Annotated in this window: 18 protein-coding genes; 9 read left to right on the top strand and 9 right to left on the bottom strand. The window is 74.3% G+C overall.

All coding sequences use genetic code 11. The annotated features are described in order from the left end of the window. Positions 1 to 68: 68 nt before the first annotated feature. The 4 genes from ACFY6U_RS23850 to ACFY6U_RS23835 all read left to right on the top strand — a co-directional run bounded on the left by ACFY6U_RS23850 (position 69) and on the right by ACFY6U_RS23835 (position 4,857). Positions 69 to 1,634, top strand: coding sequence for a sugar ABC transporter ATP-binding protein (locus ACFY6U_RS23850; RefSeq protein ID WP_390041211.1), 1,566 nt, complete (start codon positions 69 to 71; stop codon positions 1,632 to 1,634). Continuing rightward, complete coding sequence (locus ACFY6U_RS23845) at positions 1,631 to 2,725, top strand: ABC transporter permease (protein WP_390041209.1); 1,095 nt, start codon at positions 1,631 to 1,633, stop codon at positions 2,723 to 2,725. Before ACFY6U_RS23850 ends, ACFY6U_RS23845 begins: the two co-directional genes overlap by 4 nt. Continuing rightward, on the top strand, positions 2,722 to 3,903 hold the full coding sequence (locus ACFY6U_RS23840; RefSeq protein WP_390041207.1) for a substrate-binding domain-containing protein: 1,182 nt from the start codon (positions 2,722 to 2,724) through the stop codon (positions 3,901 to 3,903). The genes ACFY6U_RS23845 and ACFY6U_RS23840 overlap by 4 nt, the downstream gene beginning before the upstream one ends. 330 nt (positions 3,904 to 4,233) lie before the next feature. Beyond that, on the top strand, positions 4,234 to 4,857 hold the full coding sequence (locus ACFY6U_RS23835) for a DedA family protein (protein WP_390041753.1): 624 nt from the start codon (positions 4,234 to 4,236) through the stop codon (positions 4,855 to 4,857). Between the two features lie 6 nt (positions 4,858 to 4,863). Here the strand turns inward: ACFY6U_RS23835 and ACFY6U_RS23830 are convergent, their stop codons facing one another. After that, positions 4,864 to 5,121, bottom strand: a complete 258-nt coding sequence (locus ACFY6U_RS23830) for a hypothetical protein (protein ID WP_390041205.1) — start codon at positions 5,119 to 5,121, stop codon at positions 4,864 to 4,866. 28 nt (positions 5,122 to 5,149) lie between these two features. Further along, entirely contained in the window at positions 5,150 to 6,145 is a 996-nt protein-coding gene (locus ACFY6U_RS23825) for an Lrp/AsnC family transcriptional regulator (RefSeq protein WP_390041203.1), read from the bottom strand. A gap of 190 nt (positions 6,146 to 6,335) precedes the next feature. Between ACFY6U_RS23825 and ACFY6U_RS23820 the strand changes: the two genes are divergently transcribed. Beyond that, on the top strand, positions 6,336 to 7,928 hold the full coding sequence (locus tag ACFY6U_RS23820) for an MFS transporter (RefSeq protein WP_390041201.1): 1,593 nt from the start codon (positions 6,336 to 6,338) through the stop codon (positions 7,926 to 7,928). 4 nt (positions 7,929 to 7,932) lie between these two features. On the opposite strand, the gene ACFY6U_RS23815 is transcribed toward ACFY6U_RS23820, so the two are convergent. After that, positions 7,933 to 9,264: an enolase C-terminal domain-like protein gene (locus ACFY6U_RS23815; RefSeq protein ID WP_390041199.1), complete on the bottom strand. Its 1,332-nt coding sequence runs from the start codon at positions 9,262 to 9,264 to the stop codon at positions 7,933 to 7,935. Positions 9,265 to 9,475: 211 nt separating this feature from the next. Here ACFY6U_RS23815 and ACFY6U_RS23810 point away from each other — a divergent pair, with 211 nt between their 5' ends. The 4 genes from ACFY6U_RS23810 to ACFY6U_RS23795 all read left to right on the top strand — a co-directional run bounded on the left by ACFY6U_RS23810 (position 9,476) and on the right by ACFY6U_RS23795 (position 16,233). Beyond that, complete coding sequence (locus ACFY6U_RS23810; protein WP_390041197.1) at positions 9,476 to 10,192, top strand: hypothetical protein; 717 nt, start codon at positions 9,476 to 9,478, stop codon at positions 10,190 to 10,192. A gap of 21 nt (positions 10,193 to 10,213) precedes the next feature. Then, positions 10,214 to 14,461 carry an HAD-IC family P-type ATPase gene (locus ACFY6U_RS23805; protein ID WP_390041195.1) on the top strand — a complete coding sequence of 1,416 codons (4,248 nt, stop codon included), beginning with the start codon at positions 10,214 to 10,216 and terminating at the stop codon, positions 14,459 to 14,461. An 87-nt stretch (positions 14,462 to 14,548) separates the two neighbouring features. After that, positions 14,549 to 14,917: a DUF779 domain-containing protein gene (locus ACFY6U_RS23800; RefSeq protein ID WP_390041193.1), complete on the top strand. Its 369-nt coding sequence runs from the start codon at positions 14,549 to 14,551 to the stop codon at positions 14,915 to 14,917. A 143-nt stretch (positions 14,918 to 15,060) separates the two neighbouring features. Then, positions 15,061 to 16,233: a phosphodiester glycosidase family protein gene (locus ACFY6U_RS23795; RefSeq protein WP_390041191.1), complete on the top strand. Its 1,173-nt coding sequence runs from the start codon at positions 15,061 to 15,063 to the stop codon at positions 16,231 to 16,233. A gap of 9 nt (positions 16,234 to 16,242) precedes the next feature. On the opposite strand, the gene ACFY6U_RS23790 is transcribed toward ACFY6U_RS23795, so the two are convergent. The 6 genes from ACFY6U_RS23790 to ACFY6U_RS23765 form a co-directional block, all read right to left on the bottom strand. Beyond that, positions 16,243 to 16,437, bottom strand: coding sequence for a hypothetical protein (locus tag ACFY6U_RS23790; protein ID WP_089105410.1), 195 nt, complete (start codon positions 16,435 to 16,437; stop codon positions 16,243 to 16,245). A gap of 102 nt (positions 16,438 to 16,539) precedes the next feature. Then, a complete protein-coding gene (locus ACFY6U_RS23785) occupies positions 16,540 to 17,403 on the bottom strand; it encodes a phosphatidylinositol-specific phospholipase C/glycerophosphodiester phosphodiesterase family protein (RefSeq protein ID WP_390041188.1) in 864 nt (287 codons plus the stop codon). 228 nt (positions 17,404 to 17,631) lie between these two features. After that, positions 17,632 to 18,705: an acyl-CoA dehydrogenase family protein gene (locus ACFY6U_RS23780; protein WP_390041186.1), complete on the bottom strand. Its 1,074-nt coding sequence runs from the start codon at positions 18,703 to 18,705 to the stop codon at positions 17,632 to 17,634. Then, positions 18,702 to 19,883 carry an acyl-CoA dehydrogenase family protein gene (locus ACFY6U_RS23775; RefSeq protein WP_390041184.1) on the bottom strand — a complete coding sequence of 394 codons (1,182 nt, stop codon included), beginning with the start codon at positions 19,881 to 19,883 and terminating at the stop codon, positions 18,702 to 18,704. The genes ACFY6U_RS23780 and ACFY6U_RS23775 overlap by 4 nt, the downstream gene beginning before the upstream one ends. Then, entirely contained in the window at positions 19,880 to 20,848 is a 969-nt protein-coding gene (locus tag ACFY6U_RS23770) for an NADPH:quinone oxidoreductase family protein (RefSeq protein ID WP_390041182.1), read from the bottom strand. The genes ACFY6U_RS23775 and ACFY6U_RS23770 overlap by 4 nt, the downstream gene beginning before the upstream one ends. A 111-nt stretch (positions 20,849 to 20,959) precedes the next feature. Then, positions 20,960 to 21,532 carry a helix-turn-helix domain-containing protein gene (locus tag ACFY6U_RS23765; RefSeq protein WP_390041180.1) on the bottom strand — a complete coding sequence of 191 codons (573 nt, stop codon included), beginning with the start codon at positions 21,530 to 21,532 and terminating at the stop codon, positions 20,960 to 20,962. Positions 21,533 to 21,549 lie beyond the last annotated feature (17 nt).

Here is a 21,549-nt window from a genome sequence, read left to right as displayed (position 1 = left end):
CGAGCGTGAAATCCGCAATACGGCGATTTGCCCCACTAGTATCACCGGGGAGAGTCGGGAAGAAGAAGATGTCAGGCCGACCCCCGGAGCTGTCCGTGCACGAGCCTCCCGACCCCCTGCTACGGATCCGCGGGCTCGCCAAGCGGTTCGGCGGGACCCGCGCGCTGGACGGGGTCGATCTCGATGTCCGGGCCGGCAGCGTCCTCGCCCTGCTCGGCCCCAACGGCGCCGGGAAGTCCACGCTCATCAAGGTGCTCGCCGGGGTCCATCAGGCCGACGCGGGGTCGGTCGCGGTGGCCGGGCACCCGCTCGGAAGCCAGGCCGCCACCCGCAGCATGTCCTTCATCCACCAGGACCTCGGGCTCGTGGAGTGGATGACCGTCGCCGAGAACATCGCCCTGACGACCGGATACCCGCGCCGCGCCGGACTGATCTCCTGGCGACGGACCAGGGAGCGCTGCGCCGAGGCCCTGGAGACGGTCGCCGGGCACCTCGATCCGGACACGCCGGTCGCGCGGCTCGGTCCCGCGGAGCGTTCGCTGGTCGCCGTCGGCCGGGCACTGGCGGCCCGCGCGCGGCTCGTCGTGCTCGACGAGCCGACCGCCCGCCTGCCCGCCCCGGACTGCGCCCGGCTCTTCCGTGTGCTGCACGCCCTGCGGGACCGGGGACACGGCATCCTCTACGTCACCCACCGCATGGACGAGGTGTACCAGGTGGCCGACGCCTTCGCCGTCCTGCGCGACGGCAGGCTGGTCAGCCACGGCCGGCTGGCGGGCCACGACCCGGCCCTGCTGGTCCGCGACATCGTCGGCACAGAACCGGCCCGCGGCATCACGGGCGGGGAACCGGGCCGCCCGCTCCCCGCCGCCGTCTCCGCGGGCGGCCCCGCCGTCCTGGTCCTCGACGGCGCCCGGACCGCGGGCACGGCGGCGGTCGCCCTGGAGCTGCGGGCCGGGGAGGCACTGGGGCTGGTCGGCCTCCCGGGCGCCGGGCACCTGGAACTGGGCCGCGCGCTGGCCGGCGCGCGGCCCTTCCTCGGCGGCCGGGTGCTCCTGGACGGGCGGCCCTACCGGCCCCGTACGGTCGCGGACGCCGTCGCGGCCGGGGTCGGCCTCGTGCCCGGCGACAGACAGCGTGAGGGCTGTGCCATGGGGCTGACCGTGCGCGAGAACCTGCTGGCCAATCCCCGGGCGGGCGGGCTGCCGGCACTGCGCTGGGCCGCGCCGCGCCGCGAACGCGCCCGGGCCGCGGAGCTGATCGAACGGTTCGCGGTGCGGCCCAGCGACGGCGAGGCCCCCCTCGCCACCCTTTCCGGCGGCAACCAGCAGAAGGTCCTGATCGGCCGCTGGCTCGGCGTGGACCTGCGGCTGCTGGTCCTGGAGGAGCCGACCGCGAGCGTGGACGTCGGGGCCAAGGCCGCGGTCCACCGCCTGCTCGACGAGGCGCTGGCCGACGGTCTCGCGGTCCTGCTCGTCTCGACCGACTTCGAGGAGGTGGCCGGCGTGTGCCGGCGCGCCCTGGTGTTCGTCCGCGGCCGCGTGACCACCGAGCTGAGCGGCGCGGACCTCACGGTCACCGGGCTCGCCCGCGCGGCCTCGGCCCTGCCGGCCCCCGGAACCACCACGGACTCATGACCGCCGCGCCCCCGCCCTCCGCCCCGCGCTCCCGGCCGCTCCGCCGGGCTCCGGCCCGGCATTTCGCGGCCGCCTACGGTCTGCTGGTCCTCACCGCGCTGCTCGTCCTGGTCTTCTCCCTCGCGCTGCCGCGCACGTTCCCCACGCGGGACACCCTCGACTCGATCCTGTCCACCCAGTCGATCCCGGCCGTCCTCGCGCTCGCCGCCATGGTCCCCGTGGTGACCGGCTCCTTCGATCTCTCCCTCGGCTACGGTCTCGGCCTGGCCCACGTCATGGTGCTGCGGCTCGTCGTCGACGCCGCCTGGCCCTGGGCCTGGGCCTGCCTCGCGGTGATCGCCGGAGGCGGGGCGGTGGGGGTTCTCAACGGCGTGGTCGTCGAGTTCGGCCGGATCGACTCGTTCATCGCCACCCTCGGGACCGGCAGCATGCTGTACGCCGTGACCGGCTGGGTCACCGGCGGCGGCCGGATCGTCCCGGGCCCGGCCGGTCTGCCGTCCGCCTTCACCGACCTCTACGACTCCACGCTCCTCGGCCTGCCGCTGCCCGCGTTCTACGTCCTCGCCCTCGCCCTCGTCCTCTGGGTGGTACTGGAGCGGCTGCCGCTCGGCCGGTTCCTGTACGTCATCGGTGCCAATCCGCGCGCCGCGGAACTGGTCGGTATTCCGACCCGCAGGTACACCGTCTACGCGTTCGCCGCCTCGGGGCTGATCGTCGGCTTCGCCGGGGTGCTGCTGGCGGCCCAGCAGCAGATCGGCAATCCCAGCGTCGGCCTCGACTACCTGCTGCCCGCGTTCGTCGGCGCCCTCCTCGGCTCCACCGCGATCAGACCCGGCCGTCCCAACGCCCTCGGCACGCTCGTCGCCGTCGCCGTGCTCGCCGTCGGCCTCACCGGCATCGGCCAGCTGGGCGCCGCGTTCTGGACGGTCCCCCTGTTCTACGGCGGCACGCTGCTGCTCGCCGTCGGCCTGGCCGGCTACTCCGCCCGCCGGCTGCGCACCGGGGCCGACGCGGCCCGCGACGCACCGCCCTCCGCGCCGCGCCCGCCGACGGCGCCGTCCGGAGGCGGCACCGCCGGCACCACGCCATGACACCCACCAGTGCCTCCCGCACCCGCAAGGCCGCCGCTCCCCGGGGCGGCGCCGCCCGGGCCGCCGCCCTCGCGCTGCTGGCCGCGGCAGCCGCCCTGACCGGGTGCCAGCACGGCTCGTCGAACGGTCCCGTGGTCTCCACCACCGGCCCCGGGGGCTGTCCCGCCGCCGAGGCCTCGGCCGGGGCCGCCGTCGCCCAGGCGGAGCGGACCGACACCGCCTGGAACGGACCGACCACCGGCCCCAGGGCGGTGTCCGGCAGGACGGTCGTCTTCGTCGCGGAGACCATGACCAATCCCGGCGTCGCGGGCGTCGCGAACGGCCTGCGGGAAGCCGCGCACGTCATCGGCTGGAACGTCCGGGTGATCGACGGAGCCGGCAGCCCCGCCGGCATCCAGGCGGCCATGAGCGAGGCCGTGACCCTGCGGCCCTCGGGCATCGTCATCGGCGGCTTCGACCCCGGCTCGACCGCTCAGCAGGTCGCCGAGGCCGGCGCGGCCGGCATCCCGCTCGTCGGCTGGCACGCGGTCGTCGCCCCGGGCCCCAGCAGACGGCCCCCGCTCTTCACCAACGTCACCACACGGGTCGAGGACGTGGCCGGCATCAGCGCGCAGTGGATCATCGCGAACTCCGGCGGCCGGGCCGGGGTCGTCCTGTTCACCGACGCCTCGGTCCCGTTCGCGAGGACGAAGTCCGACCTGATCAGGGCGGAACTCGCCACCTGCGCCGGGGTGCGGCTGCTCGCGTACGAGAACATCCCGATCCCGGACGCGAGCAGCCGCACCCCGCGCGAGATCGCCTCGCTGCTCTCCCGCTTCCCGGACACGTGGACGCACTCCGTCGCCATCAACGACCTGTACTTCGCCGACGCCGCCCCCGCCTTCCGCGCGGCCGGCCGCAAGGGGACCGGACCGCCCGTCAACATCGGGGCCGGGGACGGCGACCCGTCCGCCTTCCAGCGCATCAACAGCGGGCAGTACCAGGCCGCCACCGTTCCCGAGCCGCTGTCGCAGCAGGGCTGGCAGATCGTCGACGAGTTCAACCGCGCCTTCTCCGGCCGTCCCGCCAGCGGCTATGTCGCCCCCACCCACGTCTCGACGGCCGCCAACAGCGCCGGAGCCACGGCCTGGGACCCACCCGGCTACCGGGCGGCCTACCGGAGGATCTGGGGCAGGTGAACCGCCCGGTCACGCCCGCCGTCCCCGGCGGAAGCAGGGCCGGCCGGGATCGTCACACCGGAGGCTGACGGCGGGTCCGCCGGTGCAGATCCGTGGGCGGGTCCGGGACACGGCCGGAGTCCGACGATGCCCCGGGCCGCTTCCACCAGCCGCCCGGTGGCCGGCCCGGCAGGCCGCGCGCCTGGACATCCTGGGCAGCATGCAGCACGCCTGACGCCCCGGTGACCGCCGGGAGGCATCCGGACGCGTGGTGTTGAAGGCGGGTCCGCGGCCGCCGTCACGCGACACTTGGGGGAGACGGCCGGCGAGCGGGGCGGGGAGGCGAGCGTGGTGATCGCCGTCAATCCGACGGACAGCGGCTCGCTGCTGGCCGCCTTCGGCGCGCTGGGCGTCCTGGCGGTGATCTTCGCCGAGTCGGGGCTGCTGGTCGTCGGTTTCTTCCTGCCGGGTGACACGCTGCTGTTCCCGGCCGGTGTGCTGTGCGCGGCCACCACGGACCGGGGGCCCCGGCTGGAGCTGTGGCAGGTGCTGGTGTGCGCGGCCGTCGGCGCGGTGGCGGGCGGGCAGGTGGGCTATCTGATCGGCCGGCACGGCGGGCGGCCGCTGCTGGCCCGTACCTCGCGGCCGCGGGTGCGGGAGGGCGCCGCCCGGGCGGAGCAGCTGCTCGCCCGCTACGGGTACGGCAAGGCGCTGGTCATCGGCCGTTTCGTGCCGATGCTCCGGTCGGTGCTGCACCCGGCGGCGGGGGCGCTCGGGGTGCCGGTACGGCCGTTCACCGTCTGGCAGGCGGTCGGCGGAGTCCTCTGGTCCCAGACCTTCGTCCTCGCCGGGTACGCCCTGGGCTCCTCGGTCTCCCACATCGACCGCTACCTGCTGCCGCTGGTCGGCGCGATCGTCGTGCTCTCCCTGCTGCCGCTGCTGCTGGAGGCCCGCCGGGCCCACCGCGACCGCTGACCGCGGTCATGGCTCCCCGTGGGCCAGGCGGTGCAGGGCCGCGGCCGTGTCGGTGAAGCCGCCGGCGCCGAGCAGGGCGCGCAGCCCGGCGTTGAAGCCGTCGATCTCCGGCCGGGCCAGGGCGAGTGTCCCGGGCGGACCCGCGCACGCGGTACTGCGGCGGCCGACCGGCCTGCTGATGCGCGGGGTACGGAGACCGCCCGTGTCGGTCGTGGCGGCGGAGGACGCCGAGGCCGCCGAGGCCGCCCGGGACACCGAAGACACAGCGGGCCGGGGATGCCGGAGATGCCGTCTAGAGGGACGTCGGCGGTACCAGTCGGCCCCGGGAGATGAGGGATGCCGCCTTCTTGAGGTGGCGGATGCTGATGCTGACGCCGTAGCCGTCGATGCCGGGGGTCGCGGCGATGCGGGTGGTCAGGAAGCGGTAGAAGTCCTCGGGGTCCCGGGTGATGACGCTGACCATCAGGTTGTGCTCCCCGCTGATGGCGCCGGCGAAGGGGACCTCGTCGAGCCGGGCGGTCTCCGTGCCGACCCGCTCGAGGTGAGCGGGGGCGACCCGCAGCCAGAGGATGGCGTTGAGCCCGAACCCCAGCCGCTCCGGGAGCAGTTCGACCTCGTACTCCAGGGTTCCGGAGCCCTCCAGCGACTCCAGCCGGCGGGCCACCCGGGACAGCGACCAGCCGGTGAGTCCGGCGAGCCGGGTGTGGGTGGTACGGCCGTCCTGGGCGAGTGCGTCGAGCAGCGGGGCGTCCTCGGCGGCCGGTGGGGGCGGCGGCCCGGGGGCGGGCGGCGGCCGTTCCGAGGTCAGCTGCCGGACCTGCCCGGCATCGAGGCTGTCGCCGTAGCCGGTCCAGCCGGCGGTGCCGGGAGCGTCGTAGCTGTGGATGATCAGGTCGATGCTGACGTCCAGGACCGAGGCGGACCTGGGCAGCTGCCGGAGCAGTACGTCCTCGCGCGGCACGTCGAGCGGCGAGCGCATGACGCAGACGATCTCCGAGCCCCCCGAGGCCAGGTGGGCCCAGGAGATGTCGGGGCGCCGGGCGAGGGCGTCGGCGAGCGGGTCGACCCGGTCGGGGCGGCAGCGGATGCGGGTGACCCACTGCGCCGCGCCGTACACCCACGGGTTGACCAGCCCCACCACCCGCAACGCCCCGGCGCGGCGCAGCGCCTGGTAGCGGCGGGCCGCGGTCTGCTCGGAGACTCCGGCCACCTCGCCGATCCGCCGGAAGGGCAGCCGCGGCGCACACTGGAGGGCGCGGAGGATCTTTCGGTCCACCTCGTCAAGCATGGTGGAAGTGTGCCACGTGTATCGATGATCTGGAGGATTCTACGGCGATGGACACACCTGCTTGGCGGTTGCGCGCACGGGATCGGATGCTGTGGCGGCGGGTTTCCCCTCGGAAGCCCGTTCGACACAGGCCACCGGAGACGCCGGTGGCCTTCGACCGCGGCGCGGCGCGCCGCGAAGGAGTATCTCCGTGAACGTCACGACACCGGCCAGCGGGCCGGTCGAGCGACGGGCGGCCACGATCGTCATGGCCTGCCTGGGCGTCTTCGTCGCCTACCTTCCGGTCACCACGGTCGCGGTGAGCCTGCCCGCCCTGCAGGCCGCGCTGAACGCCTCGACCGCCCAGCTGTCCTGGGTGCAGGACGCGTTCGTGCTGCCGATGGCCGCGTTCATCCTGACCGCCGGCGTCTTCGGGGACGTCCACGGGCGCAAGAAGGTGTTCCAGGCGGGCCTGCTGTTCTCGGCGGCGGGCGCGGTCACCGCCCTGTGCGCGCAGTCGGTCGACATCGTCTGGGCCGGACAGGCCCTGGCCGGCGTCGGCGCGGCGGCACTGCTGCCCACGACGCTGGCGCTGATCAGCCACGCGGTGCCGGACCACCGGGAGCGCGGCAAGTTCATCGGCATCTGGGCCACCTGCCTGACGGCGGCCCTGGCGGTCGGTCCGCTGCTCGCCGGTGTGATCGTCCAGCACTTCTCCTGGCGCTGGATCTACCTGCCGACCGTTCCCGTCGCGCTCCTGACCGTCGCCGTCGCGGCGCGGCAGCTCGCCGACTCGCGGGCACCGCACGGGCGCCGTCTGGACTGGCCCGGCCAGCTCACCGCGACGCTCGCGGTCACCGCGCTGGTCTACGGCGTGATCGAGGGCGGTGCAAGCTCGTTCACCGACGTCAAGGTGATGGTGGCGCTGTTCACGGCCGTGGTCGCCGGCGCCGGTTTCGTGCTGGCGGAGCGGCGCAGCGACAGCCCGATGCTGGACCTGACCCTGTTCCGCAGCCCCGCCTTCACCGCCACCACGCTGGTCGCGACGACCAGTTTCCTGGCGCTCATCGGGTTCTTCTTCGTGCTCAGCCTCTACTTCGGCATGGTGCAGCAACTCGACACCATGCAGGCCGCGTGGCGGCTGCTGATGGTCACCGGGGCGGCGCTGCTGGTCGGCGGGCCGGCCGGGCGGCTGATGCACCGGATTTCGCCCCGGGTGATGATCACCGGCGGTCTGCTGGTGGTCACCGCCGCCCTGTTCGCCCTGACCGGTCTGGCCGCCGACACCTCGTTCGGCTCGGCCGCCTGGCGGCTCGCCCTGCTGGGCCTCGGCATGGGCTTCGTCATGACCGCGATGACCGCGACCGCGGTGGCCTCCGTGCCGTACCACCTGGCCGGCATGGCCGCCGCGGGCAACAACGCCTTCCGGCAGGTCGGCGGCGCCCTCGGCCCGGCCGTCCTGGGCGCGCTGCTCACCACCCGGGCCCTCGACGCGCTGCCCGGTCACCTCGCCGACGCCGGCGTCACCGGCGCGGCGCAGGAGCGCATCGTCACGACCGCACAGACGGACGGCCTCGGCGCGGTCGCCGATCTGGACCTGGGCGCCCGCACCGGCCAGACGATGGGCTCGCTCGGCGACTCCTTCCTGGACGGAATGCGCCTGTGCCTGATCACGGCGGGAAGCCTGACGCTGCTGGCCGCCCTGGTCGCGGTGGTCCTGCTGCGCGCACCCCGGCAGCAGAGCACGCTCAGGGCGGCCGGGCACACCGCGGCCGAGAAGTCCTCGGCCGCGCAGGGCGCCTGACGGCTCACCGCACCAGGCAGGGCCGTTTGGCGTCGAAGCTCCAGCCCGGCACGAGGTACTGCATCCCGGCCGCGTCGTCCCGGCCCGCCCCGAGGTTCAGCTCCTCGTGGCGGGCATGGGCCGCGAGCAGCCGGTCCCTGTCGAGCCGGACGCCGAGCCCGGGGGCGTCGGTGACGGCTACCTGGCCGTCGGTGATCCTCGGCGGCTCGACGGTGAGCCGCTCCTGTCCTTCCTGCCAGATCCAGTGGGTGTCCAGGGCGTTGTACTCGCCGGGGGCCGCGGCACCGCAGTGCGCCATCATCGCGAGCGAGATGTCGAAGTGGTTGTTGGAGTGGCAGCCCCAGGTCAGTCCCGTCTCGTGGCAGAGCTGCGCCACCCGCACCGAGCCCTGCATGGTCCAGAAGTGCGGGTCCGCCAGCGGGATCGACACCGACTGCAGGGCGAGGGCGTGGGTGAGCTGCCGCCAGTCGGTGGCGATCATGTTGGTCGCGGTGGGCAGCCCGGTGGCCCGGCGGAACTCGGCGAGGATCTCGCGCCCGGAGTAGCCGCCCTCGGCCCCGCAGGGGTCCTCGGCGTAGGCGAGGGTGCCGAGCAGCGGGCGGCACAGCTCCACGGCCTCGCGCAGGGACCAGGCGCCGTTGGGGTCGAGGGTGATCCGGGCCTCGGGGAAGCGGTCCTTGAGCGCCTGGACGGCCCTGACCTCCTCGGCCCCCTCCAGCACGCCGCCCTTGAGCTTGAAGTCCCGGAAGCCGTAGCGGCCGTAGGCCGCCTCCGCCTGCCGGACGACCGCCTCCGGGGTGAGGGCCTCCTCGCGGCGGATCCGGTACCAGGGGACGTCCGAGTCGGGTTCGCGCAGGTAGTCCAGGTCGGTGCGGTCCGGGTCGCCGACGTAGAAGAGGTAGCCGAGGACGCGTACCGAGTCGCGCTGCTTGCCGTCGCCGAGCAGGGCGGCGACGGGTACCTCCAGGTGCTGGCCGAGCAGGTCGAGGAGCGCGGACTCCACGGCGGTGACGGCGTGCACGGTGGTGCGCAGGTCGAAGGTCTGCGCGCCGCGACCGCCGGCGTCCCGCCCTGCGAACTCCTCCCCCACGGCCCGCAGCACCCGCTTGTGGTCCCCCAGCCGGGAGCCGACGACCAGGGACGCGGCGTCCCGCAGGGTCCGGGTGATCGCCTCCCCACCGGGCACCTCACCGAGCCCGGTACGGCCCTCGGAGTCCTCGACGACCACGACGTTGCGGGTGAAGTACGGGGCGTGCGCGCCGGAGAGGTTGAGCAGCATCGAGTCCCGGCCTGCCACCGGATACACGGAGAAGCGGGTGACGACGGGCTGACTCATGGGAGAGCGTCCTTACTGCCGAAAACCATCTACATACGGAGATGGAGGCTATGGATGCGGACGCCTTCCGGTCAATGGGCGGACTCGGGGAACCGCACGACGGCCCCGACCGAAGGCCTTCCGATTTATCCGATAGATCCCGGATGACCTTCTCGTTCATGGGCACTCAGCAAGGCAGAGAACGTGGTTCTGGCATCGACGAGGAGTAGTCATGGCTGAGCAGAAGTCGTCCTCGGCCCTCACCGCGCCCCTGCGGAACGCTGCCTCCGCGGTGCGCAAGGTGCCCGGCGCCGGAATGGTGACGAAGGCCGCCGAGGAAACCCTGGACAGGATCGGGGCCGTCTCGCCCCGGGGCCGCCGGATGGCCGTGTACGCCGGAGCGGGAGTGCTCGGGGTGGCCGGACTGGTCGAGTGGCCGGTCGCCGTGACCGGTGCGGCGGTGGCCTGGCTCACGCAGCCCCGCCCGCACCACGACGGCGACGGTGAGACCGCCCGCCCGGAGGCGGCCGGCGACATGACCGGCGGTGCGGGCCACGGCGCCTACGTGGCGATGGGCGACGCGGCGACCACGCCGCGGCACGGCCCGGCCACCGTCGCCCCTGGCCCGATGCTGGAGGACGAGCTGCCGGGCGGCGCCTGGACACGGCCGAGCGGGGCCGCATCACCGGCCACGGGCCCGTCAGCACCGGCCCCACCGACCGCCGGTCAGGATGCACCCACCACCCCACCGACCGCCGGCCCGGACGCTCCCACCACCCCACCGGCCACCCCACCGACCGCCGCCCCGGACGCACCCAGCACCCCACCGTCCGCCGGTCCGGCCGCGCCGCCCACCGACCCGACGACGGCACCGCCCGCCGCCCCGGGAGCGTCCCCCGGGGACGAGGAGCCGCCGCTCGCCGATCAGCCCCCACCGCCCACCAGCTGACCGGGCCGGGGGTGACGTGCGATGGCGCTCGGGTTGCCGGCGGTCCTGTCCGAGGCGCCCCGGCTGCTGGCCCGGGTGGCCGCGCCGGGAGTCGGTGCGGTCGCCGGAGCAGCGGCCGGCACCGCCCGGGCCGGCGTCAGGAGCCTGGACACGGCCGCCCGAATGACGCGGGCGGCACGCACCGCACTGCTCGGCGACCGGCGGCAGTGGCGGTCCGGCGCCCGGTCGCACCTCGCGCTGCGGGCGGCCGACCCCGGGCAGGCGCGGGCCGCGGGCGGCCTGCGGCGGATCGCCGGGCATGTCGCCGAGGCGCTGGCGGAGCACCCCGACGTCCTGTTCGCCTACTGGGACGAGGGCCTCGGCCGCCTGGTGGTGGCCGCGGCCGAGGAGGCGGTCACCGACGACGTCGTACGGCACGCCGCCGACCTCGCCGCCCGACACGGTCTCGTCGCGGACCCCGACGCCGCCGGGGAGGTCACGCATCCCGCCGACCCGGACGGCATCCGGGCCGCCCTCGCGACGCTCGCGGCCGACCTGGTCGGCACCGGCGTCGGCGTCGCCGCGTACGCCCTGCGGCTGCCGCCGTCCCCGCGTGCGGTGACCGCGGTGGTGACGGTGCTCCGGGAGAACCCCCGCGTCCGTGGCATGATCCGCGCACGCCTGGGCGCCGACGCCATGGACCTGCTGCTGACCTGTGCGAACGCCGCGGCTCACGGGGCCGGGCAGACGCCCGCCGCGCTGCTGCTCGACGCGGGTCTGCGGGGCTGCCAGCTCGCCGACACCATGGCGCGGGCGGCCGCCTTCGAGCTCTTCCACGACGAACTGTGCACCCCGGACCGGCCGAGCGTCGGCGACGGCGGCCATCCCCGTCCGGCCCTGCGCACCACCCCGGCCCAGGAGTACGCCACGCACGCCTTCGCCGGCAGTGTGCTGGGCGCGGCCGCCACCCTGCTGGTCAAGCACGACGTCACCGAGGCGGCGGAGGCGGTGCTCGCGGGCTCCCCCAAGGCCGCCAGGTACGGGCCGACCGCCTTCGAGGCGGTGCTCGGCGCCGTACTGGCCCGGTCCGGGCTGCTGGTCCGGGATCCGGAGCGGCTGCGGGCGCTGGAGCTGACCGGCACGATCGTGCTGCATCCGAGCGCGGTGTGCACCACCGAGGGAGAGCCCGACCCCTGGACCGAGCCGGTGCTGGACGCGGCCCGGCGCGCCGGGCTGCGGGTGGTGCTGGTGGAGGACCCGGCGCTGGAGGACTTCACCGGCCTCGCCGACCAGGTGGTGGACGTCCGGCGGCCGTTGGACGACGTCGTGTGCTCCCTGCCCGAGGACGCGGGCGCGGTGATCACGGTGGCCCGGCTGTGGTCGGGCAGGGACAACGGAGTGCTCGCCGGGCTGCTCGCCGGTGACATCGCGCTCGCGCTCACCGACGACGGCAGCGCGGTCGTCTGGAGCGCCGACGCCCTCGCCCTGCACGGGCTGCCCGACGTGTGGCGGCTGCTGACCGCGATACCGGCCGCGCGCCGGGTGGGCCGCCGCTCGCAGACCCTGGCCCGGTCGGGTGCCGCGCTCTCCGGACTGCTGGTGGCCGTCGGCGAGTCGAGGAGCGCGCGCGGCGGCGGACGGATCGCGCTGCCCGGCCTGCGGCACGCACCGGTGGACGGCGCCGCGGCGACCGCGCTGCTGTCCGGGACCGTGGCGGCCCTGCGGGTGGCGAAGGCCGAGGCCCCGCGGCCCAGGGCACGGGTGCACTGGCACGAACTCGGACCGCGGGAAACCCTGGAGCGGCTGGAGCACGAGCGGGAGACCGAACCGCCCGGTGAGCGGGGGCAGTCCGCCGAACCGTCCCGGAACCCGCTGCTCGTGCCGGTGCGGTGGACGCGGCGGCTCGCCCAGGCCGTACGGAGCGAGCTGGACGACCCGCTGACCCCGGTGCTGGCGGTGGGCTCGGCCGCCTCCGCGATCGTCGGCTCGGCGGTGGACGCCCTGCTGGTGGTCGGCGCGCTCGACCTGAACGCGCTGATCGGCGGGGTCCAGCGGCTGCGGGCCGAACAGGCCGTGTCCGGACTGCTCGCCGAGCAGAAACGGCAGGCCCGGGTGGCCGATTCCACCGAGGAACCGGACACGCACACCGTGGACGCGGCACGCCTGGCGCCCGGCGACGTGATCGACCTGCACACCGACGACGTGGTACCGGCCGATGCCCGCGTGCTCTCCGAGGACGGCCTGGAGGTCGACGAGTCCGCGCTGACCGGCGAGTCGGTGCCGACCGAGAAGCACACCGCCGCGACCCCGCACGTGCCGGTGGCCGACCGGCACTCCATGGTCTTCGAGGGCACGACGGTGGCCGCCGGTCACGCACGGGCGGTCGTGGTGGACACCGGCGAGCGCACCGAGGCGGCCCGCGCCGTACACCTGGCCGCGCGGACGCCACCGGCCGCCGGTGTGCAGGCCCGGTTGCACGAACTCACTGCGCAGGCACTGCCGTTGACGCTCGGCGGCGGCGCCGCGATCACCGGCCTGGCCCTGCTGCGCGGGACCCCGATCCGGGAGGCGGTGAGCGGGGGTGTGGCCGTCGGCGTCGCCGCCGTGCCCGAGGGGCTGCCGCTGGTGGCCACGGTGGCCCAGCTCGCCGCCGCCCGGCGGCTGAGCCGGGGCGGGGTCCTGGTCCGGGCACCCCGTGCGCTGGAGGCGCTCGGCCGGATGGACACCGTCTGCTTCGACAAGACGGGCACCCTCACCGAGAACACGCTGCGCCTGGTGAAGGTGGCCGACGCCGACGGGGGGAGCCACGCCCCGGACGACGAGGCGGCGGCCGGCATCCTGCGGGCGGCGGCCCGGGCCTGCCCCCGGGTCGACGACGGTGACGGCCCGCCGGAGCACGCCACCGACGCGGCGGTCCTCGACGCGGCCGGACCCGGCTCCGAGTGGGAGCAGTCGGAGAGTCTCCCCTTCGAGGCCGCCCGCGGATACGCCGCGGCCGTCGGCCGGTCCGGCGACGAGCCGCCCCTGCTGGTGGTGAAGGGAGCGCCCGAGACCGTCCTGCCCGCGTGCTCCGGCACCGCCCAACCCGCCTCGGAGACGGCGCAGACCCTGGCCGCCGAGGGCCTGCGCGTCCTGGCCGTCGCCCGACGCCGCACGGACGACGACTCCCGGACGGCCCCCGACATCCTCGAAGCCCCCCTGGAGCAACTGGAGTTCCTCGGGCTGCTCGGCTTCGCCGACACCCCGCGCGACACCTCCGCGGCGCTGGTACGCGGCCTGTGCGAGGAGGGCGTACGGCCGGTGATGCTCACCGGCGACCACCCGCAGACCGCACGGTCGATCGCAGCGGAGCTGGGCTGGCCCGACGACACCGTCGTGGTGACCGGCGACGACCTGGCCGACACCGACCGGACGGGCAGGGCCCGGGTGCTCCGCGACGCAGGTGTCGTGGCCCGGGTGGCGCCGGAACAGAAACTGCAGGTCGTCGAGGCGTTGCGGGACGCCGGCCGGGTGGTCGGCATGGTCGGCGACGGCGCCAACGACGCGGCGGCGATCCGCGCCGCCGACATCGGGGTGGGCATCAACGCCCGCGGCTCCGCCGCCGCCCGCAACGCCGCCGACCTCGTCCTCACCGACGACGACCTGACGGTGCTGATCGACGCCGTCCGGGAGGGCCGCTCGCTGTGGCACAGCGTCGCGGACGCCGTCGCCATCCTCATCGGCGGCAACGCGGGCGAGATCGGCTTCGGCATCCTCGGCACCCTGCTGTCCCGCAGCGCTCCGCTGTCCACCCGTCAGATGCTGCTGGTCAACCTCTTCACCGACCTGTTCCCGGCGATGGCGGTGGCGGTCACCCCGAAGGAGACGGCGGAGCGGTCGAACCCCGGGTCGCCGTCGGCCGTGCTCGGCGCGCCCCTCCTCCGGCAGATCCGGCACCGCGCGCTGACGACCAGCGCGGGCGCGCTCATGGCCTGGCTCATCGGCCGCGGTACCCCCGGCACGGCCCGCCGCTCCAGCACGATGGCCCTGACCGCGGTGGTCGGCACCCAGCTCATCCAGACTCTGCTGGACCGCCGGGACAGCGCACTGGTCCGCCTCACCTCCCTCGGCTCGGCCGCCGTCCTGCTCACGGTGATCGAGACCCCGGGTGTCAGCCGCTTCTTCGGCTGCACCCCGCTGGGCCCGGTAGCCCTGACCGCGGTGGCCGCCTCGATCACCCTGGCCGTGTGGAGCCAGCGCGCCCTGCCCTTCCTGGAGCGGACCGTCGAGGGCCTGCTGCCGCGACCGTGAGCAAACGGTCGACGACGCACGCTGGACGCGCCTGTGACGCCGCGTGAGACTGAGGGGATCCGACGCCCCCGGCCCAGGACGGTGCCCATGGACGACGACAGGACCGCGCCCGCGCGCGTCGAACTCACCCCGCGCGCCGCCGAGCTGGTGCGCCGGCTGCGTGCCGAGCACGGGCCGCTGATGTTCCACCAGTCCGGCGGCTGCTGCGACGGCAGCGCGCCCATGTGCTATCCGGACGGCGAGTTCCGTACCGGCGGCTCGGACGTGCTGCTGGCCGAGCTGGCGGTGGACGGGGTCGAGGAGCCGGTCACCTTCTGGATGTCCCGCAGCCAGTACGAGGTGTGGAGCCACACCCGGCTGATCGTGGACGTGGTACCCGGACGGGGGAGCGGTTTCTCCCTGGAGGCACCCGAGGGGGTGCGTTTCCTCACCCGTTCTCGCGTAGTCGACGGCTAGCCGCCCCGCCGGTCACCCCGGTCTGCTGCACTTCCCTGAGTCCTGGAGAAATTGACGAGACATCAGGGGGTGCGGTGACGCATCGTCGGAGACGGCTTGCGGCGAAGACCCGAACTCTGTGCACGATTCTCACCACGTCCGGCGTGCTGGCCGGTGCGGCCCTCACGGGGGCGGCACCGGCCGGCGCCGCGTCGGGCGTCGGCCGGATCGCGTCCGGCATCACCTACCGGCAGTTCGACCTCCCGGCGGCCAAGGGCACGGTCCACGCCCATCTGCTGACCGTCGACCTGACCGACCCGCACGTCCGCGTGGACCTGCTCTCGCCGGGCGCGGTGGCCGCACGGTCGCCGGTGTCCGCGATGGCGGACGCGGCGGGGGCGGTCGCGGGCGTGAACGGCGACTTCTTCGACATCAACGAGACCCAGCACCCGGGCGTCGAGGCGACCGGCGCGAGCGTCGGCCCGGCGATCGCGCACAGCGGGGTGCTCAAGTCGGCGGTGCCGACGGCCCAGCGCTTCGGCCCGTCGCTGCCGCCCGGCACCGACACCACCGACGTCTTCGGCGTCGGCGTGGACCGCCGGGCCCGGCTCGACCGGCTGACGCTCGTCGGCACGGCCCGCACCCGGGACGCCACCCTCCCGCTGCGGGGGCTCAACCAGTACGCCCTGGCGCAGGGGTCCGTCGGCGCCTACACCGCCGCCTGGGGCTCGGCCTCCCGCAAGCGCGCCACCTGCGGCTCGGACACCAGCCGGGCCGCCGGGTGCAGCACGGACACCTACGAGGTGCGGATCCGCGCCGGCAGGGTCGTCGCCATGTCCGACACCCCGGGCAGCGGTGCGATCGCCGCGGGTACGACCGTCCTGCTCGGCCGGGAGGCGGGCGCAGACAGGCTGCGCGCCCTCACCAAGGGCGAACGGGTCACGGTGCGCGAGTTCCTGATGCCGTCCGCCACCAGGATCCCGTACCGCTTCGCCGTCGGCGGCTACCCGGTGCTGCGCGGCGGCGAGCCGCTGGCCGGGCTGAACGACACCACCGCGGCCGTGCGCACGGCCGTGGGCTACGCGAGCGGCGGGCGCAGGCTGCTGCTGCTCGCGCTGGACGGCGCGGTGGCCTACCGCAGCGGCATGACCATCGCCGAAGTGGCCGACGAGATGCGGCAGTTGGGGGCGGTCGACGCGTTCAGCCTGGACGGTGGCGGCTCCACGACGATGGTGGCACGCGCCGCGGGGGCGAAGACGGTGAGCGTGCTCAACCACCCGACCGAGAGCCCGGAGCGCGCCGTGGCGAACGGGATCGGGGTCTTCTGGAGACCCTGAGCCGGCCGCTCAGGGTTTCAGACTGCTGACCAGATCGGCGGTCGCGGTGAGCCCGCTGGTGATGGTCGGTGCCATGCTGGTGCTGGCCAGGAAGAACCCGAACAGCATGCAGACCAGGGCGTGCGAGATCTTCAGCGCGCCCTGGCGCATGAAGATCACGGCCAGCAACAGGAGCAGCAGCACCACAGAGATGGAAACGGCCATCGCGAACCTCCTCCGCCACGCCCGTTTCGGGGCGTTCGGCCGCAAGTGTGGCGTAGCGGAGGGTGGGGCCGTGCGGTTGACACGGCCCCCGTTCGAGTGGTGTTACGACGACGCGTGGGTGTCCAGGAAGGCCTCCAGGCCTGCCAGGTCGTCGGTGTTGAAGTAGTCGATGCCGGCGGCGAGCAGTTCGCCCCACAGCGCGTCGCGGTCGGGGCCGGCCACGTCGGGGGTGTTCCAGAAGCGCACCGTCTGACCGTGCGCGTGCGCCTGGCCGATGATGTCGCGCAGCTTCTGCCGCTCGGCGTCGGGGAACGCACCCGCACCGAGCCAGGTGAAGTTGAGCTGCCAGTTGTCGCTGATCAGCGGGACGAAGGAGGCGGGCGCCGAGGTGCCGAGGTCGGTGAGCCGACCGTCGTAGAAGGCCCGGCGCACGGTCTGCGCCTCCATCGGCGTGCGGGCGGCACGGTCGCCGGAGATGACGTTGGTGACCGCACCGGGGATCACCCGGCCGTGGGCGTAGGTGGTGAACAGGTGCGGGTAGCGCCGCAGATGCCGGTCGAGCTCCAGGTAGGTCGAGGAGCCCTCGGTCTTGATGTCGATGAGCAGCTGCAGCGGCCTGCGCCACCCCCGGTACACGGAGCCGTGGTTGGCCTTGACGATCGCGGCCAGCGGGTCGAGGTAGAGGGATTCGAGGGTGCGGCTCGGGTCGAGGTCGTCCTCGGTGTGGCCGATGAGGAGCTGGTCGCCGACGAGGAAGATGTCGGCCTCGACGCTGCCGAAGCGGTGGCCGAGGGCGTCGTACAGGGGGTGGGTGTGCTCGTAGTCGTTGTGGGCGTGGGCACGCCACAGCGGCCGCCGGCCACGGCGGCCGTCGCCCGCCCAGGCCTGCGCGCCGGGCAGTACGACGGCGCCGGCGAGGGCGGCACCGAGGGTGGTGAGGGCTCTGCGACGGGTGGTGAGGGCCATGCTCTGCCTCCCTTGTAGGGCCATGAGTGACCCAAGGGAGTATGCGTTCGAACAGACCCCAATCGGTGTACCTGCGCAGGGAGTTGGCTGGACCGCCATCCCCGGTTCACTTCATACGAGCCTCGACGGCAGCGCGCCCCGAAGGGGCGCTGGGGGTACCCCCAGCCGAAGGCTGGGGGAGGAACCGCGCGACCGGCCCCCACGCACCCGCGCCCGAAATCCGTTACATCACGGCGCCTGCAAATCAACCAGTGCGCCCAAGGCCTCCCGATGCACCCCCGCCGTACCGAAAGCAATGGAATCCGCCTTGGCCCGCTTCAGGTACAGATGGATCGGATGTTCCCAGGTCATCCCGATCCCCGCATGCAGCTGCAGCGCCTCCTCGGCGGCGTGCACGGCAACCGGCCCCGCATAAGCCTGCGCAACGGCCACCAACACGTCGGCATCACCGCCGCAGGCCAGCGCGTCGGCCGCACCGCGCGCCGCCGCGCGAAGGTTCACCACCTCCAGCCACAGCTGTGCCAGCCGGTGCTTGATCGCCTGGAACCCGCCCACCGGCCGGTTGAACTGCTTGCGCTCCTTGAGGTACCGCACGGTCTCCGTCAACGCCCACTCGGCGACGCCGAACTGCTCGGAGGCCAGCAGCCCGGCCCCGGCCCGCAGGGCACGCCGTACCGCCGGCTCCGCATCGCCCACGCGGCGTCCCGCCGCGCCGTCCAGCGTCACCGTGGCGAGCGGCCGGGTCAGGTCGAAGGACACCTGCGGGGTGACGGTCACGGCGCCCGCCTCGACCGCGTACAGCCCGCCGTCGTCCCCGGGCACCAGCAGCACGTCCGCCGCGACCGCGTCCGCGATCCCGGTCAACTCGCCGTGCAGACGCCCGTCTACGACGCGTACGGTCCTGAACCCGCCGCCCGGGGCGACATGCAGCCCCACGGCCAGCGCCCCGACGGTCCGCCCGGACGCCAGCTTCCCGAGCAGCTGCCCGTCGCCGCAGGCCAGCAGCGCCTCGGTCGCCACCACGGCACTGGTCAGATACGGCACGGGCGCGACCGCCCGCCCCAGCTCCTCCAGGACGACGGCGACTTCGCGGTGCGAGGCGCCCTGGCCGCCCAGCTCCTCCGGGACCAGCAGCCCGGCGAGCCCCATGCCCTCGGTGAGGGCCTTCCAGGCGGCCGCGTCGTGCGCGGCGTCCGACTCGGTGCGGGCGATCACGCCCGGCGCGTCACAGTGGTCGGCGAGCAGATCCCGTACCGCGGCCCGCAGCGCCTCTTCCTCCTCCGAGTACAGCAGATCCGTCATCGGGCGAGGTCCTTCCAGGCGACGTCCTTGTCGGTGCGCGGTTCGGCCGGCAGGCCCAGGACGCGCTCGGCGACGATGTTCAGCAGGACCTCGCTGGTCCCGCCCTCGATGCTGTTGCCCTTGGCGCGGAGGTAGCGGTAGCCCGCGTCCCGGCCGGTGAAGTCCACGAGTTCGGGCCGGCGCATGGTCCAGTCGTCGTACAACAGGCCTTCCTCGCCGCGGAGTTCGACCTCCAGGCCGCTGATCTCCTGGTTGAGGCGGGCGAAGGCGAGCTTCATGCCGGCGCCCTCGGGGCCGGGCTGTCCGGCGACGAGCTGCTGGCGCAGGCGCTCCGCGGTGAGGCGGGCGACCTCGGACTCGACCCAGAGCTTCAGCAGCCGCTGGTGCAGGTCGTGGGTGCGCAGTTCGGGGCGTTCGCGCCAGGTCTTCGCGACCGGCCCGATCATGCCGCCCTCGCGGGGCAGCCGCATCCCGCCGATGGCGACGCGCTCGTTGTTGAGCGTGGTCTGGGCGACCCGCCAGCCGTCGCCGATCTCACCGAGGCGGTGGGCGTCGGGGATGCGGACGTCGGTGAGGAAGACCTCGTTGAACTCGGCCTCGCCGGTCACCTGCCGCAGCGGCCGCACGTCCACGCCGGGGTCGGTCATGTCGCAGACGAAGTAGGTGATGCCCGCATGCTTGGGCACGTTCGGGTCGGTGCGGGCGATGAGGATGGCCCAGCGGGCGTTGTGCGCACCGGAGGTCCACACCTTCTGCCCGTTGACCACCCACGCGTCGCCCTCACGCACGGCCCGGGTGCCGAGCGCGGCCAGGTCGGAGCCGGCACCCGGCTCGCTGAACAGCTGGCACCAGACCTCCTCGCCGATCCACAGCGGCCGCAGGAAGCGCTGCTTCTGCTCCTCCGTGCCGTACTTGAGGATGGTCGGCGCGGCCATGCCGAGCCCGATGCCGTTGCGGCGGGAGTCGTTGTCGGGGGCGCCGGCGGCCTCCAGCCCGGCGTCCACGACGGCCTGGAGGGAGCGGGGCGCGCCGAGGCCACCGAGGCCCTCCGGATAGTGCACCCAGGCGAGTCCCGCGTCGAAGCGGGCCTTGAGGAAGTCGAGCCGATCGGTGTCTTCCACCGGATACGCGGCCAGCAACTCGGCGGTGCGGCGCTGGAGTTCGGCGGCGTCGGTCATGCTGCGGCTCCGTTCGGTACGACGGTGACCCGGCCGGTGGTGACGCCGTCGCCCACCCGCTGCACGGCCGCCGCGGCCTCGGACAGCGGCACCCGCTCGCTCACCAGGGGCTTGATGGCGCCCTTGGCGGCCAGCTCGGTGAGCTGCTGGTGGCACTGAAGGATCAGCTTGGGGTTCTTGGTGGCGTACAGGCCCCAGTGCAGGCCCTGGATGGAGTAGTTCTTCACCAGGGCGTGGTTGAGCGCCGGGCTGGGGATGGTGCCGCTGGCGAAGCCGACGACCACGATCCGGCCCTCGAAGGCGACGACCTTGGTGGACTGGGTGTAGGCCTCGCCGCCGACCGGGTCGTAGATCACGTCGGCGCCCCGGCCGCCGGTGGCCTCCTTGACGGCGGCGACGACGTCCTCGGCGCGCCGGTCGACGACGACGTCACAGCCCTGCTCGCGGGCCACGGCGGCCTTGTCGGCGCCGCCGACCACGCCGATCACCCGCGCCCCGGCCGCCTTGCCGAGCTGGACGGCCGCGCTGCCGACCCCGCCGGCGGCGGCGTGCACCAGCAGGGTCTCGCCGGCCTGGAGGGCCGCCCGGCGGTGCAGGCCGAACCAGCCCGTCTGGTAGCCGATGTGCAGCGCGGCGGCCTCGGCGTCGTCCAGCGAGTCCGGCGCGGGCAGCAGCGCGGCGGCGTCCGCGACCGCGTACTCGGCGAAGCCGCCGTACGGCAGCGCGGGGTTGGCGATCACCCGGCGCCCGTCCTCGGTCTCGCCGCAGATCTCCACCCCAGGGGTGAACGGCAGCGGCGGGCGCACCTGGTAGTGGCCCCGGCACATCAGGACGTCCGGGAAGTTGATGTTGGCGGCACGCACCCTGAGCAGCACCTGGCCGTCGCCGGGCGTGGGCCGCTCCACCTCCTGGAGCCGCATCACCTCGCTCGGCTCGCCGTTCTCGTGCACTTGCCATGCCTGCATGCGGTGCCTCCACGGGACTGCGTCGACTGCGTCGTCTGACCGGGGTCCACCGCATACTAAGCGGTCGCTTGCCATCGAGGGAACAGCCTCCCCGGCGGAACGCCGGATTCGTCACGTCCGCTTCGGCCGCGCCCGCACGTGCATCCGCTCCCCCTGCGGCCCGAACAGGCTGAGGAACTCCACCGGCCCCTCCCCCGTCGACCCGAACCAGTGCGGCACCCGGGTGTCGAACTCGGCCGCCTCCCCCGGCCCCAGCACGACGTCGTGCTCACCGAGCACCAGCCGCAGCTTCCCGGACAGCACGTACAGCCATTCGTAGCCCTCGTGGGTACGCGGTTCCGGTTCGGGTTTCCGCTTGGGTTCGATCACCTTGAAGGCCTGCAGGCCGCCCGGCTGCCGGGTGAGCGGCAGGAAGGTCCTGCCGTGGCGCTCCATCGGCTTCGCACGCACCCGGGGGTCGCCGGCCGGCGGGGCACCGACCAGTTCGTCCAGGGGCACCTGGTGGGCCTGCGCGATCGGCAGCAGCAGCTCCAGGCTGGGCTTGCGCAGGCCCGATTCCAGCCGGGAGAGGGTGCTGACCGAGATGCCGGTGGTCTCGGAGAGGGCGGCGAGGGTGACCTCCCGCTCCTTGCGGAGCCGGCGCAGCCGGGGTCCCACGCCCGCGAGGACGTCGTCCGTAGTCATGCCTGCATTGCAGTTTC

The sequence above is a fragment of the Streptomyces sp. NPDC013157 genome, from assembly GCF_042899865.1.
Taxonomy (GTDB): domain Bacteria; phylum Actinomycetota; class Actinomycetes; order Streptomycetales; family Streptomycetaceae; genus Streptomyces.
The sequence above is the reverse complement of the archived record's forward strand: the minus strand, read 5'-3'. Positions and strand labels throughout refer to the sequence as shown.

Bases quoted from the DNA above. Each gene is read 5' to 3' on its own strand.
- ACFY6U_RS23840 (WP_390041207.1), top strand. From the start codon at position 2,722: ATGACACCCACCAGTGCCTCCCGCACCCGCAAGGCCGCCGCTCCCCGG.
- ACFY6U_RS23805 (WP_390041195.1), top strand. From the start codon at position 10,214: ATGGCGCTCGGGTTGCCGGCGGTCCTGTCCGAGGCGCCCCGGCTGCTG.
- ACFY6U_RS23785 (WP_390041188.1), bottom strand. From the start codon at position 17,403: ATGGCCCTCACCACCCGTCGCAGAGCCCTCACCACCCTCGGTGCCGCC.
- ACFY6U_RS23800 (WP_390041193.1), top strand. From the start codon at position 14,549: ATGGACGACGACAGGACCGCGCCCGCGCGCGTCGAACTCACCCCGCGC.
- ACFY6U_RS23790 (WP_089105410.1), bottom strand. From the start codon at position 16,437: ATGGCCGTTTCCATCTCTGTGGTGCTGCTGCTCCTGTTGCTGGCCGTG.
- ACFY6U_RS23765 (WP_390041180.1), bottom strand. From the start codon at position 21,532: ATGACTACGGACGACGTCCTCGCGGGCGTGGGACCCCGGCTGCGCCGG.
- ACFY6U_RS23825 (WP_390041203.1), bottom strand. From the start codon at position 6,145: ATGCTTGACGAGGTGGACCGAAAGATCCTCCGCGCCCTCCAGTGTGCG.
- ACFY6U_RS23815 (WP_390041199.1), bottom strand. From the start codon at position 9,264: ATGAGTCAGCCCGTCGTCACCCGCTTCTCCGTGTATCCGGTGGCAGGC.
- ACFY6U_RS23850 (WP_390041211.1), top strand. From the start codon at position 69: ATGTCAGGCCGACCCCCGGAGCTGTCCGTGCACGAGCCTCCCGACCCC.
- ACFY6U_RS23845 (WP_390041209.1), top strand. From the start codon at position 1,631: ATGACCGCCGCGCCCCCGCCCTCCGCCCCGCGCTCCCGGCCGCTCCGC.
- ACFY6U_RS23770 (WP_390041182.1), bottom strand. From the start codon at position 20,848: ATGCAGGCATGGCAAGTGCACGAGAACGGCGAGCCGAGCGAGGTGATG.
- ACFY6U_RS23780 (WP_390041186.1), bottom strand. From the start codon at position 18,705: ATGACGGATCTGCTGTACTCGGAGGAGGAAGAGGCGCTGCGGGCCGCG.
- ACFY6U_RS23810 (WP_390041197.1), top strand. From the start codon at position 9,476: ATGGCTGAGCAGAAGTCGTCCTCGGCCCTCACCGCGCCCCTGCGGAAC.
- ACFY6U_RS23775 (WP_390041184.1), bottom strand. From the start codon at position 19,883: ATGACCGACGCCGCCGAACTCCAGCGCCGCACCGCCGAGTTGCTGGCC.